Source organism: Pseudonocardia acidicola, from assembly GCF_012911935.1.
GTDB classification, from domain to species: domain Bacteria; phylum Actinomycetota; class Actinomycetes; order Mycobacteriales; family Pseudonocardiaceae; genus Pseudonocardia; species Pseudonocardia acidicola.
Genome location: NZ_JAAXLA010000121.1, coordinates 1 through 12,983, shown reverse-complemented (window position 1 = coordinate 12,983; position 12,983 = coordinate 1). Strand labels below are relative to the sequence as shown.

General features: G+C 73.2%; 12 protein-coding genes and 1 pseudogene. 1 reads left to right on the top strand and 12 read right to left on the bottom strand.

All coding sequences use genetic code 11. From position 1 onward, the window contains the following. Positions 1-537: 537 nt before the first annotated feature. A complete protein-coding gene (locus HF526_RS33130) occupies positions 538-2,748 on the bottom strand; it encodes an ATP-dependent DNA helicase RecG (protein WP_169385604.1) in 2,211 nt (736 codons plus the stop codon). Between the two features lie 14 nt (positions 2,749-2,762). After that, positions 2,763-4,496 carry a DAK2 domain-containing protein gene (locus tag HF526_RS33125; protein WP_169385603.1) on the bottom strand — a complete coding sequence of 578 codons (1,734 nt, stop codon included), beginning with the start codon at positions 4,494-4,496 and terminating at the stop codon, positions 2,763-2,765. A 118-nt stretch (positions 4,497-4,614) separates the two neighbouring features. Between HF526_RS33125 and rpmB the strand changes: the two genes are divergently transcribed. After that, complete coding sequence (gene rpmB, locus HF526_RS33120) at positions 4,615-4,806, top strand: 50S ribosomal protein L28 (RefSeq protein ID WP_169385602.1); 192 nt, start codon at positions 4,615-4,617, stop codon at positions 4,804-4,806. Positions 4,807-5,257: 451 nt separating this feature from the next. On the opposite strand, the pseudogene HF526_RS37595 reads toward rpmB, so the two are convergent. From HF526_RS37595 to mbhE, 10 genes and pseudogenes are all read right to left on the bottom strand, one after another. Further along, positions 5,258-5,362: pseudogene (locus tag HF526_RS37595) on the bottom strand (DUF1707 domain-containing protein); the annotation flags it as partial. 103 nt (positions 5,363-5,465) lie between these two features. Then, complete coding sequence (locus tag HF526_RS33110) at positions 5,466-6,146, bottom strand: uracil-DNA glycosylase (RefSeq protein WP_211178162.1); 681 nt, start codon at positions 6,144-6,146, stop codon at positions 5,466-5,468. Between the two features lie 4 nt (positions 6,147-6,150). Further along, the gene (locus tag HF526_RS33105; RefSeq protein ID WP_169385601.1) at positions 6,151-6,675 is read right to left on the bottom strand and encodes a DapH/DapD/GlmU-related protein; all 525 of its coding nucleotides are present in this window, start codon (positions 6,673-6,675) and stop codon (positions 6,151-6,153) included. A gap of 11 nt (positions 6,676-6,686) precedes the next feature. Continuing rightward, positions 6,687-7,085 (bottom strand): monovalent cation/H(+) antiporter subunit G, encoded by a 399-nt coding sequence (gene mnhG / locus HF526_RS33100; RefSeq protein WP_338051922.1) that lies wholly within the window; start codon positions 7,083-7,085, stop codon positions 6,687-6,689. Beyond that, positions 7,082-7,348, bottom strand: a complete 267-nt coding sequence (locus HF526_RS33095) for an MrpF/PhaF family protein (RefSeq protein WP_169385599.1) — start codon at positions 7,346-7,348, stop codon at positions 7,082-7,084. The genes mnhG and HF526_RS33095 overlap by 4 nt, the downstream gene beginning before the upstream one ends. After that, the gene (locus HF526_RS33090; RefSeq protein WP_169385598.1) at positions 7,345-7,899 is read right to left on the bottom strand and encodes a Na+/H+ antiporter subunit E; all 555 of its coding nucleotides are present in this window, start codon (positions 7,897-7,899) and stop codon (positions 7,345-7,347) included. The genes HF526_RS33095 and HF526_RS33090 overlap by 4 nt, the downstream gene beginning before the upstream one ends. Further along, the gene (locus HF526_RS33085) at positions 7,896-9,428 is read right to left on the bottom strand and encodes a Na+/H+ antiporter subunit D (protein ID WP_169385597.1); all 1,533 of its coding nucleotides are present in this window, start codon (positions 9,426-9,428) and stop codon (positions 7,896-7,898) included. Before HF526_RS33085 ends, HF526_RS33090 begins: the two co-directional genes overlap by 4 nt. Beyond that, positions 9,425-9,925 carry a Na(+)/H(+) antiporter subunit C gene (locus HF526_RS33080; RefSeq protein WP_338051921.1) on the bottom strand — a complete coding sequence of 167 codons (501 nt, stop codon included), beginning with the start codon at positions 9,923-9,925 and terminating at the stop codon, positions 9,425-9,427. Before HF526_RS33080 ends, HF526_RS33085 begins: the two co-directional genes overlap by 4 nt. Continuing rightward, positions 9,922-10,488: an MnhB domain-containing protein gene (locus tag HF526_RS33075; protein WP_169385596.1), complete on the bottom strand. Its 567-nt coding sequence runs from the start codon at positions 10,486-10,488 to the stop codon at positions 9,922-9,924. The genes HF526_RS33080 and HF526_RS33075 overlap by 4 nt, the downstream gene beginning before the upstream one ends. Continuing rightward, the gene (gene mbhE, locus HF526_RS33070) at positions 10,485-12,839 is read right to left on the bottom strand and encodes a hydrogen gas-evolving membrane-bound hydrogenase subunit E (RefSeq protein WP_169385595.1); all 2,355 of its coding nucleotides are present in this window, start codon (positions 12,837-12,839) and stop codon (positions 10,485-10,487) included. The genes HF526_RS33075 and mbhE overlap by 4 nt, the downstream gene beginning before the upstream one ends. Positions 12,840-12,983: the final 144 nt, after the last annotated feature.

The following is a 12,983-nucleotide window of genomic DNA, read 5'->3' as shown; positions in this document are numbered from 1 at the left end:
TCGGCGAGGAACAAGCAGAGTACCTGGACAAAGTCTGACCGCGAGTCGCCCTTTTCGGTAGCGCGAGTCGCCCTTTTCGGTAGCGCGAGTCGCCCTTTTCGGTATGCCGAGTCGCCCCTTTCGGTAGCGCGACTCGGGCACATCTGACGGTGCACGAATCTCGGTACTGCCACGGGCCAGTCCCATGCCGCGGCGGGACCGACGCCCACGTGTCGCCGGAAGCACCGGCAGGCGGCGGTCGACCGAGGGCCCAGCAGGGAGCCGACTCGTGGGCGCTGACGCGACCGGCGCAGCGAAGAGTGACCAGCGTGGCCCCGGTTCCGCACCTGTCTCGTTCGTCCTGCCAGATGAACGATGTCTGGACGCGGCGACCCCGGCGTCGAGGGCCCTATCTCATCGCGACTCGGCGCGAGGAGAGACCGCGCAGTCGGGCCGTCACCCGGCCGGCGCCCTCTGGCGAGCGACTCGCCCTCCCGAAAACGCCGACTCGCGCTACCGAAAAGGGCGACTCGCGCTACCGAAAAGGGCGACTCGCGGTCAGACTTTGTCCAGGTACTCTGCTTGTTCCTCGCCGACGACCTCGTCGACCAACAAGGCCAGGCCGGGGTGCTCGGCGAGGTCCGGGTCCCGGTCGACGATCTCCGTCGCATATCCCCGTGCCGCGGAGATGATCTTCTCGTGGCGCAGCAGCGAGAGCAGCCGCAGCCCGGAGCGCCGCCCGGACTGCATCGCGCCGAGCACGTCGCCCTCCCGGCGCAGCTCCAGGTCCAGCCGGGCGAGCTCGAACCCGTCGGTCGTGCCGGCCACCGCGTCGAGCCGCTCGCGCGCCGTCGTCCCCGAGGGCACGTCGGTGACCAACAGGCACACTCCGGCCGCCGATCCCCGGCCGACCCGGCCGCGGAGCTGGTGCAGCTGGGACAGGCCGAACCGGTCGGCGTCGAGGATCACCATCGCGGTCGCGTTCGGCACGTCCACCCCGACCTCGACGACGGTGGTCGCGACCAGCACGTCGATCTCGCCCGCCTCGAAAGCCCGCATCACGGTGTCCTTCTCGTCGGGCGGCAGCTTCCCGTGCAGGATCCCCACCCGCAGTCCCTGCAGCGGCCCCTCGGCCAGCCCGGGCGCCACATCGAGCACGGCCAGCGGTGGGCGCCGCTGCCCGCCGTCGTCGGAGTCGGCACCGATGTCCGGGTCCTGGAGATCGATCAGGTCGGCGTCCTCGAGGTCGGCGGCCGAAGCCCCCTTGCCGTTCTCCCCGCCGACCCGTGGGCACACGATGTAGACCTGGTGTCCCTCGGCGACCTCCTCACGGATCCGCTTCCACACCCGCTCCAGCCAGGCCGGCTTCTCCCCCGCCGGGACGACGGTGGTCGCGATCGGCGAGCGCCCGCGCGGCAGCTCACGCAGCGCGGACACCTCGAGGTCGCCGTAAACGGTCATCGCGACGGTCCGCGGGATCGGCGTCGCGGTCATGACCAGCAGGTGCGGGGTGCGCTCGCCACGGCCGCGCAGGGCGTCGCGCTGCTCGACGCCGAACCGGTGCTGCTCGTCGACGACGACCAGTCCGAGATCGGCGAACCCGACGGTGTCCTGGATCAGCGCGTGCGTGCCGACGACGATCCCCGCGGCGCCGGACTGCGCGTCGAGCAGCGCCTGCCGGCGGGCCGCCGTGGGCAGCGAACCGGTGAGCAGCGTGACCTTCGTGGCCCGTTCGGCGGAGTCGAGCTCCCCGGCCCGGCCGAGCGGGCCGAGCAGCGCCCGCAGCGAGCGGGCGTGCTGGGCGGCGAGCACCTCCGTCGGCGCGAGCATCGCGGCCTGCCGGCCGCCGTCGACGACCTGCAGCATCGCGCGCAGCGCCACCACCGTCTTGCCCGCACCGACATCGCCCTGCACGAGCCGGTTCATCGGATGCTCGCGGGCGAGGTCGGCGGCGATCTCCGCGCCGACGGCCTGCTGCCCGGCCGTGAGCGCGAACGGCAGCGCGGCGTCGAACGCGTCGAGCAGGCCACCGGCCCGGACCGGGCTGGCCGCGGCCGGACGCTCGACCGCCCGCCGCCGGCGCACCGCCAGCGCGAGCTGGACGCCCATCGCCTCGTCCCACACCAGCCGGGCCCGGGCGGCGTGGTGGTCGGCCTCGGTCTCGGGCAGGTGGATGCGGCGCAGCGCCCGGCCCAGCTCGGGCAGTCCCTCGGCGCGCCGGATCTGCGCGGGGAGCGGGTCGGTCGGGTCGTCGAGCTGGTCGAGCACGATCCGCACACAGCGGGCGATGTCCCACGACGGCAGCTTGTCGGCGGCCGGGTAGACCGAGACGAACGGCCGGATGTTCTCGTCCTCCTCGAGCGGCTCGAACTCGGGGTGGGTGAGTTGCAGCTTCCTGTTGAAGATCGAGACCTTGCCGGAGAACAGCGCGCGCATCCCGGGCTTGATCACGTGCTGCAGCTTGTGCCCGGCGAAGAACGTGCAGCTCAGCTCGCGCCCGCGCTCGTCGCGGATGACGACCGCGAGCAACTGCCCGCGCCGGGCCCGCATGGTGCGCAGCGTGGCGGTGTGGACCTGCGCCACCACGGTGGCGTGCTCGCCCAGCTCCAGCCCGGCGATGTCGGTGAGCTTGCCGCGGTCGACGTAGCGGCGCGGATAGTGCCGCACGAGGTCACCGACGGTGTGCAGGTCCAGCTTGGCCGCGAGCGCGTCGGCCGCCTTCTTGCCCAGCGTGCCCTGCAGCGGGGTGTCCAGGTCGATGCCGCTCATGCCCTCATCTCTGCTCACTCCACACCCAGCACCAGCGGGTAGTCGGTCTGCCCGCCCCGGTAGACCAGCACGTCGACCTCGGGATGAGTGCGCCGCAGGTCGTCGGCGAGCCGCTCGCCGAGCTCGTCGTCGGCGTCGGCGCCCAGCAGCGCGGTGACGAGCTCACCACCCGGGGTCAGCATGCGGTGAGCCAACCAGAGAGCACCGACAGACAAGTCGGGCGCGATCAGCACGACCTCGCCGTCGGAGAGTCCGAGCACGTCACCCGGCGAGCAGCGGCCCACCCAGGTCAGCGCCTCGGACTCGGCGACGAGCAGCCCGCCGGTCCGGGTCCCCGCCGCGGCCTCGGCCATCGCCACCACGTCGTCCCCGGCCCGGCGTGCGGGGTCATGCACGGCCAGCGCGGACAGGCCCTGCAGCACCGACGCGGTCGGGATGACGACGACCTCCTGGCCGTCACGGCGCGCGGCGGACGCGGCCCGCTCGGCGACCGGGGTCAGGTCCACGTCGCAGGCCAGCAGCACGACGTGCCGGGATCGGGTCCCGGCCAGCGCGGCGGCCAGCTCGTCCTCCCCGACCGGCCGGTCCGCCGGGTGCTCCAGGACGTCGGCGCCGGCGCCGCGGGCCAGCGCGGCGGCCTCCGCGCCGGCGACGGTCATGAGCACCGCCCGGTTGCGGACGAACCGCCCCCCGGCGAGCGCGCCGCCGGGCACGTCGGCGAAGTCGGCGACGTCGGCGACGTCGGGGTCGACCTGGTCGGCGAAGCGCATCACGGTGATCCGGTGCGGCCGGCCGGCGCCGAGCCCGGCCTCCAGCGCGGCGCCGATGTCGGTGCAGTGCACGTGGACGTTCCACAGCCCGGTGCCGTCGGGTGCGCCGTCACCGACCACGGCCACCGAGTCGCCGATCGTGACCAGTTCGGCGCGCAACCGGTCGATCCGGGCACTGTCGCTGCCGTCGAGCAGGTACATGACCTCGTAGTCGAAGTCCGCCGAGCCGCTCTCCCGTTCCACGGTCAGCGCCTCCCGCCCGCGGACCGGCCGGCCCGCCGCGGAGCTCCCGTCCGGCGTGCTCGGCGGCACGGCGGGCGTGCGCCCGGTGAGCACCTCGACGAGTGCGTCGAGAATCACGACCAGGCCGAACCCGCCGGCGTCGACCACCCCGGCCCGGGCCAGCTCGACCAACTGCCCGGTGGTGGCACGCAGGGCCACCGCGGCGGCTTCGGCGGCGGCCAGGGCGACGTCGTCGAGCCGGTCGGAACCGCAGCCGGACGCGGCACCGGCCGCGGCGGCCAGCACCGACAGCACGGTTCCCTCCCGCGGCTGGGCGATCGCGGCCGCGGCCAGCCGGTCGGCCCGCTGCAGCGCCGCGCGCAGCACCGCCCCGTCCGCGGCCGCGCCGTTGCCCTCGGCCACCGCCTCGGAGATCCCGCGCAGGACCTGGGACAGGATGACGCCGGAGTTGCCGCGCGCCCCCATCAGCGCACCGCGGGCCAGGGCGGCGGCCGCGGATCCTGCGGCGGCACCGTCCTCCCCGCACTCCTTCCCGCCGGCCCCGTCGAGTTCGCGCAGGCCGCGGCGCAGCGCGTCCCCGGCGGCGCGCATGGTCAGCAGCAGGTTGGTCCCGGTGTCCCCGTCGGGAACCGGGAACACGTTGATCCGGTCGATCTCCGCGCGGTGCCGCTCCAGCGCTGCCGTCGACGCCGCCGTCCACTGTCTGAGCAGGGCTGCATCGAGGTTCCGGAGCACGGCGCCGAGGGTAGCGACCGGCCGGTTTGAACCGCGCCGGACGGCCTGGGTACCCTCATGAGTACGAACCGGGGCCTGCCCTGGTGTTTCCGTTTGTCTACCCCGAGGAGTGTCCGACGTGGCTGCCGTCTGCGACGTCTGCGGAAAGGGTCCGGGCTTCGGCATGTCCGTCTCGCACTCACACCGCCGCACCAACCGCCGCTGGAACCCGAACATCCAGACGGTGCGCGCCCGCCAGGACGGCGGCAACCGCCGCCGGATGAACGTGTGCACCTCCTGCCTGAAGGCCGGCAAGGTCGCACGCGCCTGACAGAGGCCGCGTCGGGGCCGTCGCGTTCCACGCGGCGGCCCTGACTGCTGTCCGCCCTGATCCAGCTCACCGGAACCGGCGCCGCGAGTCGGCCGGCTGCCGGATCGCGAGGCTGCCTGTTCCGGCACTGCCGGTCAGGCGCAGGTGCGGGAATCCGATGTCCGGGATCGCGGGCACCCGGGACCGCACCGTTCCCCTGGACGTCCGGATCCCGTCGACGTCCGCGGTGACCCCTCCGGCACGAGGCTCGTGACCGCGCCCATGCCGAGGTGAGATCCAGGTTCACCACACCCGTCGCGGTACGGATCGTCAACCGGCGCGGCACCGCCCGGCCGCCCTTGCGGACGATCGTGCCCATCGCGGTGCGCAGTTCCACGAACTCCCGCATGTCCGGCGCGACCGCCGTGTGGTGCCGTGGCAGCACAGCACCGGCCGGACCCGGCAGGTCGGCCGGCGGGGGCTCCGGATCGGCGTAGGCCGTCGCCCCGTAGACCCTGTCGAGCCGTTCCTCGGATTCGGCGACGGTGATCGGCCCTTCGGCCGTCGGGGCGCGCAGTCGCTGCGCCCGCCGCCTCCCGGTCGGCGTCCGAGACGCGCAGGTGACGGTGGTCCCCCCGGGCTGCTCACGGCGGACAGCCGAGACGCCGCGGCCGGCCGCGCTAGGGCAGCTTCCAGTCCACCGGGTCGCCGCCGAGCTCCTCGAGCAGGTCGTTGGCCCGGCTGAACGGCCGGGACCCGAAGAACCCGCGGTCGGCCGACATCGGGCTCGGGTGTGCGGACTCGATCGTCGGCACGTCGGTCAGCAGCGGCGCCAGATTGCGCGCGTCACGGCCCCACAGGATCGCGACCAGCGGCTCGCCGTCACGGTCGACCAGCGCCCGGATCGCCTGCTCGGTGACCGCTTCCCAGCCCTTGTCCCGGTGCGATCCGGGCTGGCCGGGCTCCACCGTGAGCACCCTGTTGAGCAGCAGCACCCCCTGCTCGGCCCAGGGCGTCAGGTCCCCGTTCGACGGCGACGGATAGCCGAGATCCGTGCTGTACTCGCGGAAGATGTTGGCCAGCGAGCGTGGCAGCGGGCGGGTCTGCGGCGCCACCGAGAACGACAGCCCGACCGCGTGCCCGGGCGTCGGGTAGGGGTCCTGGCCGACGATGAGCACCCGGACCTGGTCGAAGGGCTGGGTGAACGCGCGCAGGATGTTCGGGCCGGCCGGCAGGTAGCGACGCCCGGCGGCCATCTCGGCGCGCAGGAACGCGCCCATGTCGGCGATCGCGGGCGCGACCGGCTCCAGGGCGCGGGCCCAGCCCGCCTCGACGACCTCGTGCAGCGGTTTGGCAGCCATCCGTTCAGCCCTCCAGCAGTCGCAGCTCGGCGCGGAACCGCTTGCCGCGCTGGATGTAGGACTGCACGGCGTAGTCGAACGCACCCTCGGGCACCTGGTAACCCTCCCGCACCCGAGCCGGGACACCCAGCGCCATGCTGCGCGCCGGGATGTGCGCGTTGGGCGAGACGACGGCGCCGGCGGCGACCACCGATCCGTGCTCGATCGTCGCGCCGTTGAGCACGACCGAACCCGAGGAGATCAGGCAGCGGTCGGCGATCGTGGCGCCCTCGATGTGCACGTTGTGTCCCACGGTGCAGTCCGCGCCGATGATCGTCGCCTGGGTCGCGGTGCAGTGCACGATCGTGCCGTCCTGCACGCTCGTGCGCGCCCCGACCTCGATGTAGCCGTCGTCGCCGCGCAGCACGGCGGTCGGCCACACCGAGGCCTCCGCGCCGAGCTTCACGTTGCCGATCACGACCGCGTCCGGGTGGACGTAGGCCTCGGGATGGATGTCCGGTTCGACGTCGCCGAGAGCGTAGATGGGCACGGAGGCTGAGCTTAGAACGTGCTCCGGCGGCCGCTGTCCCCGGCAGAGCCGCCCGGCGCGGCGTCCCCGGCGTCGTCGCGCGACATCCGCTCGGCCAGCTCGTCGATCACCAGTTCGTCGCGCCGCAGCGTCCCGGTTCGGTAGGCCGAGCGGGCCACGATCTGCGAGATCACCGGCGCGGTCAGCAACTGGAAGAGCACGACCAGTGCGAGGGTCACGGCGCTGGCCGACTCCACCCGGATCGTGGTGCCGATCAGGATGAGCAGCAGGCCGAGGGTCTGCGGCTTGGTCGCGGCCTGCAGCCGGGCCGGCAGGTCGGGAAGCCGGATCAGGCCCAGCGCGCCGAGCAGGCACGACGCAGCACCGGCGAGGAACAGGACCGCCGTGACGATGTCGCCGAACGTGCTCACCGGTGCCGCTCCCAACGCTCGACGAGCCGCGCGGCGGTGACCGAGCCGACGAAGATGATCAATGCGACGGCGACCAGCAGCGGGATGTTGGAGCTGTCGCGGTAGATCGCCACGTACACCGCGGCGGCGGCCACGATCAGCACCACGAACACGTCGAGCGCGGCGATCCGGTCCAGGGTGCTCGGCCCACGCAGCAGCCGCAGCAGGGTCAGCAGCCCGGCCACGCACAGCATGGCCAGCGTGATCGCGAAGACGGTGCTCATCTCCCCACCGCCGGCCCGCGCTCGCACGCCGTCAGCTCGTCGGGGGTGCCGAGCGCGGCGATCACCCGGCGCTGCAGGGTCAGCACCTGCCGGCGCACGCGCTCGACGTCGGCGGGCCCCCGCAATCCGAGGGCGTACACGTACCAGGTCCGGCGCCGCCGGTCGATCTGCAGCACGAAGCTGCCGGGCGCCAGCGACAGCGCACCGGCCACCATCGTGATCACCCGGTCGGACCCGGCGAGCAGCGGCACCGCGATGATGCCCGCCCGGGCGCGTGGCCCGTAGCGCAGCGTCTCCCAGCTGACCTGCACCCCCGAGACCACGAGGTCGACGATCAGGAAGCCGGCCAGCCGCAGCAGCCGCACCGGCCGCAGCGGCAGCCGTGCCCCCGACATCGGCATCGGGAACAGCAACGTCACGGCCACCGCGACGAGCAGCCCGCCGAGGACGATCTTCACCGAGACGGTGCCCCACAGCAGCACCCACACCACGGTCAGCCAGACCACCTGCGGCAGCCGCCGCGTCCACGCCGGGTTCGCCGGTGAAATCATGGGGCCCTCCCCTCTCCCAGCACCGCGACCCGGTAGGGCCCGCGATCCAGCAGGTCCTGCCCGGCCCGCCCGGTGACCGCGGACAGCGGCCCGGCCGCCACCGCGATCGCCACGCTGACCGCCACCAGCGCCCCCGTCGCGACGTACATCGGCTTGGCGGTCCGCGCGGTGCCGACGACCAGCTCGTCGGTGGGATCGGGATCGGTCAGCGGTTCCTTGGGCGCGCCCCAGAACACCCGGACCCACACCCGCACCATCGCGTACAGCGTGAGCAGGCTGGAGACGATCACGACGGCGGCGACCACGGTGGTACCCGGCCCGGCCCCCGCACCGGCCTCCAGCAGCGCCAGCTTGGCCACGAAGCCCGACGTGGGCGGGATACCGGCCAGGGTGAGCGCGGGGATCGCGAACAGCACGGCGAGCGCTGGCGAGGTCTTCGCCAACCCGCCCATCGCGTCGATCGACACCGTCCCGGTACGTCGCGTGATCAGACCGCTGACCAGGAACAACGTCGCCTGCACGGTGATGTGGTGGACGATGTAGAGCGCGGTGCCGGCGATCCCCGCGGCGTCGAACACGGCGAGCCCGAACAGCATGAACCCGATGTGGCTGACCAGCAGGAAGGACAGCAACCGGTTGAGGTCGTTCTGGGCGAGCGCGCCGAGCGCCCCCACGATCATCGTCAGGACGGCGATCACCAGCAGCAGCGTGGACGGGTGGTCCTGCGGGAAGATCAGCGTCTGGGTGCGCAGCAGCGCGTAGATACCGACCTTGGTGAGTAGGCCCGCGAACAGCGCCGTGACCGGCGCGGGCGCGTTCGGGTAGCTGTCGGGCAGCCAGAAGTGCAGCGGCACGATCGCCGCCTTGATGCCGAACACGACGACGCACATCAGCGCCAGCACCGTCTGCAGCCCGGCCGGCAGCGCCCCCACCTTCTGCGCCAGGTCGGCCAGGTTCACCGTGCCGGTGGCCGCGTAGACCAGCGCGATCGTCGTCAGGAACAGCAGCGACGAGGTCAAGCTGATGATCACGTAGGTCATCCCGGATCGGATCCGGGATGCGCTGGTGCGCCGCGTGATCAGCACGTAGGACGCCGCGAGCATGATCTCGAACGCGACGAACAGGCTGAACAGGTCGCCGGTGAGGTAGGCCAGCGAGACGCCGGCGGAGAGCAGCAGGAAGATCGGGTGGAACGTGGTGCTGGGCGTCTCCGGGCCGTAGTCGGCGATCCGCTGGTCGATCGCGTAGACCAGCACCGCCAGCGTGACCACCGTCGAGATGAGCAACAGCAGCGCGGAGAGCCGGTCGGCGACCAGCACGATGCCGACCGGGGCGGGCCAGCCGCCCAGCTCGGCGACCACGGGACCACCCCGGTCGGCGGCCACCAGCAGGATGGCCGCGACGACCGACACCGCGGCGAGCACCACCACGCCGACCAGCCGCTGCGCCCGCGCGGAGCGGCTGCCGATCACGGTGAGCGCGGCGCCGAGCATCGGCAGCAGCACGGGCAGGGTCACCAGGGTGCTCATCGGGCGCCCCCCTGCCCGGACCCCGCTCCGGCCGCGGCGGGGTCGACCGGGTCGCCGGACGCGGCGGCAGAACCCGGGTCCTCCTCGTCGTCGGTGCCGTCCTCGGAGGACGCCTCCTCGCCCATCGAGCCGTCCGGGCGTTCGCGCAGCGCGATGCGGCGGTCCTCGACGTCGTCCTGCACCTCGTCGTGGCCGACCAGCACCCAGGACCGGTAGCCCAGCGCGAGCAGGTACGTGGTCAGCGCGAAGGTGATCACGATGGCGGTCAGGGCGAGGGCCTGCGGCAATGGATCGGTGATCTGGTCGGGCGGCACGGTGCCGAGGACCGGGGCCCGCCCGGGCGGCCCGCCGGCCAACTGCAGCAGCAGGTTCGCGCCGTGTCCGAGCACCACGATCCCCAGCAGCACCCGCATCAGAGAGCGCTGCAGCAGGAGGTAGAAGCCGACGGAGTAGAGCACCGCGACGACCACCGCCATGCTGATGTTGACGGTGTTCACGGGCGTTCACCGGCCGCACGCGCGTCGCGCTCGATGCCGCTTCCCAGCGAGCGCAGCAGGTCCAGCACGACGCCGACGATGAGCAGGTACACCCCGACGTCGAGGATCAGGCTGGTCACCAGGGCGACGTCGCCGATCGCCGGGACGTGCAGCGTCAGCTTCGCGCTCGACAGCACCGGTGCGCCGAACGCCACCGGGGCCAGCGCCGTCAGCACGGCCAGGCTCAGCCCGAGCCCGACCAGCAACGGCGGGCGGATCCGCACCCGGGCTCCGATGTCCGCCGCGTTGTCCGCGCCACCGCCTGCGGTGTAGCGCAGCACGAACGCCAGCCCGGCGACCAGGCCGCCGGAGAACCCGCCGCCGGGCGCGTAGTGGCCGACGAGGAGCAGGTAGATCGAGAACACCAGCACGGTCGGGAACAGGATCCGGGTCGCGACCTCGAGCAGCAGGGTGCGCTCGGAGGCGATCGGGCACTCGCCGGGCAGCATCCACTGCTCGGACGGCTCGTCCCACTGCTTCCACGGGACCCGCTCGGGGGTGTCGGGAGTCGGCGTCCGGGTCATCCGAGTAGTTCCTCCTCGTGTTCGGGGGAACCCGAACCGCTCCTCACCCGCCCGTTGCGCCGGCGGTCGTAGCGGGTGGCCAGCACCAGGCTCGCGGTGCCGGCGGCCGCGATGAGCAGCACGGTGATCTCACCGACGGTGTCCAGGGCCCGGAAGTCGACCAGGATCGCGCTGATCACGTTCGCCGCACCGGCCTCGGGCGCGAGCCGGACGAACTCCTGGCTGGTCGCGGGCGGGGCCTCCCGTGCGCCGCTGAGCACCACCCCGAGCAGCGCGACCAGGATTCCGCCGGCCCCCGCGATGAGTGCCTTCGGGATCCGGATGCGTGTCGAGGACCGGCTCTCGGCGAAGTGCGCCGGCAGCCGCCGCAGCACGAAGACGAACGCCACCAGGGTGAGTGTCTCGACCAGGAACTGGGCCAGTGCCAGGTCGGGGGCGCCGTCCACGATGAACAGGCCGCCGATGCCGTAACCGATCGCCCCGACCAGCAGCACGGCGGTGAACCGGCGGCGGGCTCGGAGCAGGGCCAGCGCGGCGACGATCACCGCAAGCCCCAGCGGCAGCTGCATGACCGCGTGGAACAGCACCTGGTCGGTCGGCCATCGGCCGGCGATCAGCGCCGCCGTGCCGGGCAGCGCGATCACCGTGATCAGCAGCACCGCCAGGTAGGTCGGCAGCGAACCGACCTGCAGCCGGCCGGTCACCCGCACCGCGAGCCGCTCCAGCCCGGCCACGACGATCTCGTATCCGCGCTGGGCACTGACCGGGTGGTGCAGCCGCCGGTGCAGGGCGGTCACGGCGTCGCGACGGGCGTGCAGCGCGAGGCCGCCCAGCACGGCGATCGCGGAGAACCCCAGTGGCAGGGTCAGACCGTGCCACAGCGCGAGGTGGTAGCCGGCCGCGACGGGGTCGCCCGTCGGGTACGCGCCGGCGTAGCCCCCGGCGAGCGCGCCGACCAGGGGGTGACCGATGCCGAGGGCGAGCCCGGCCACCGCCGAGATCCAGGTCGGGACGGTGAGCCCGGGAGCGGGCCGGGACGCCTCGACGGGTTCGACGCCCGGTTTCGTGGCGAACGCCCCCCACAGGAAGCGCGCGGTGTAGGCCACGGTGAGCACCGAGCCGGCGAGCAACCCGAGCCCGACGATCCAGCCGCGCGGGCCGCCGTCGTGCAGGAACGCCTCGAACGCGGCCTCCTTGCCGACGAACCCGAGCAGCGGCGGTATCCCGGCCATGGACAGCCCGGCCACCGCGGCGACCGCGGCGAGCCCGGGCAGCGTGCAGCCCAGCCCGGACAGCTCCCGGACGTCGCGGGTGCCGGTGACCTTGTCGACGGTGCCGACCACCATGAACAGCGGCGCTTTGAACAGCCCGTGCGCCAGCAGCATCGTCAGTCCGGCGATCGCGGCGATCCGCCCGCCGGCGCCGAGCAGCACCATGAGGAACCCGAGCTGGCTGACGGTACCGAAGGCCAGCAGCCGCTTGAGGTCGGTCTCCTGGAGCGCGCGCCAGCCGCCCAGCAGCATCGTGCCCAGGCCGAGCACGACCACGGGCGCCCACCACTCGACCCGCCCGGCGAACGCCGGCGACAACCGGGCCACCAGGTACACGCCCGCCTTCACCATCGACGCCGCGTGCAGGTAGGCGCTGACCGGAGTGGGCGCGGCCATCGCCGCGGGCAACCAGGGGTGGAACGGCAGCTGGGCGGACTTCGTCAGCGCGCCCAGCAGGATCAGGATCAGCGCGGCGGTGACCGTCCCGCCGCTCGGCGGCGCGGCCACGATCTCCGAGATCCGGTAGGTGCCCGCCGCCTCGCCGAGCAGCACGATCCCGAGCAGCATCGACAGCCCGCCGAACACGGTGACCAGCAAGGCCTGCAGCGCGGCGCGCCGGTTGGCCCGGTGCTCACCGCTCTGCCCGACCAGCAGGAACGACGCGATCGACGTCAGCTCCCAGAACACGTACAGCGTCAGCAGGTCGTCGGCCAGGACGAGCCCGAGCATCGCGCCGGCGAAGAAGAGCAGCAGCGCGGCCGTCCGGGTGGCATCGCGGCTGTTGCGCCCGAAGTACCAGGCACTGTAGGTGAAGATCAGCGCGCCGAGCCCGGCGACCAGGACGACCATCACCAGGCCGAGCGCGTCGAGCCGGAAGCTCAGCTCGAGGCCGAGCTCGGGAGCCCAGGCCGTGGTGGAGGTCAGGCCCCCGGCGAGTGCGTCGCGGGCATGGGCCAGCGCCCACAGCAGGGTCGCCGCGGGGAGAACGGCGGCGACGCCGAACGCGGCTCGACGGCTGCGCGCGGAGACGGCCGGGAGTACACCGGCCATCGCGAGGTGCGCGGCCACGAGCGCGAGCAACGAGAGACCTCCTGGCGGCGATCCCGCATCGGCCCCGGCACAGCACGGCGCGTTCGGACGATCGATCGGCCGCGACGACGACGTGGAGGCGTCGCTCACGCGGCCCGGCGATGTGGGGACGGTCGGGTCAGCTTCGGGTGGGCG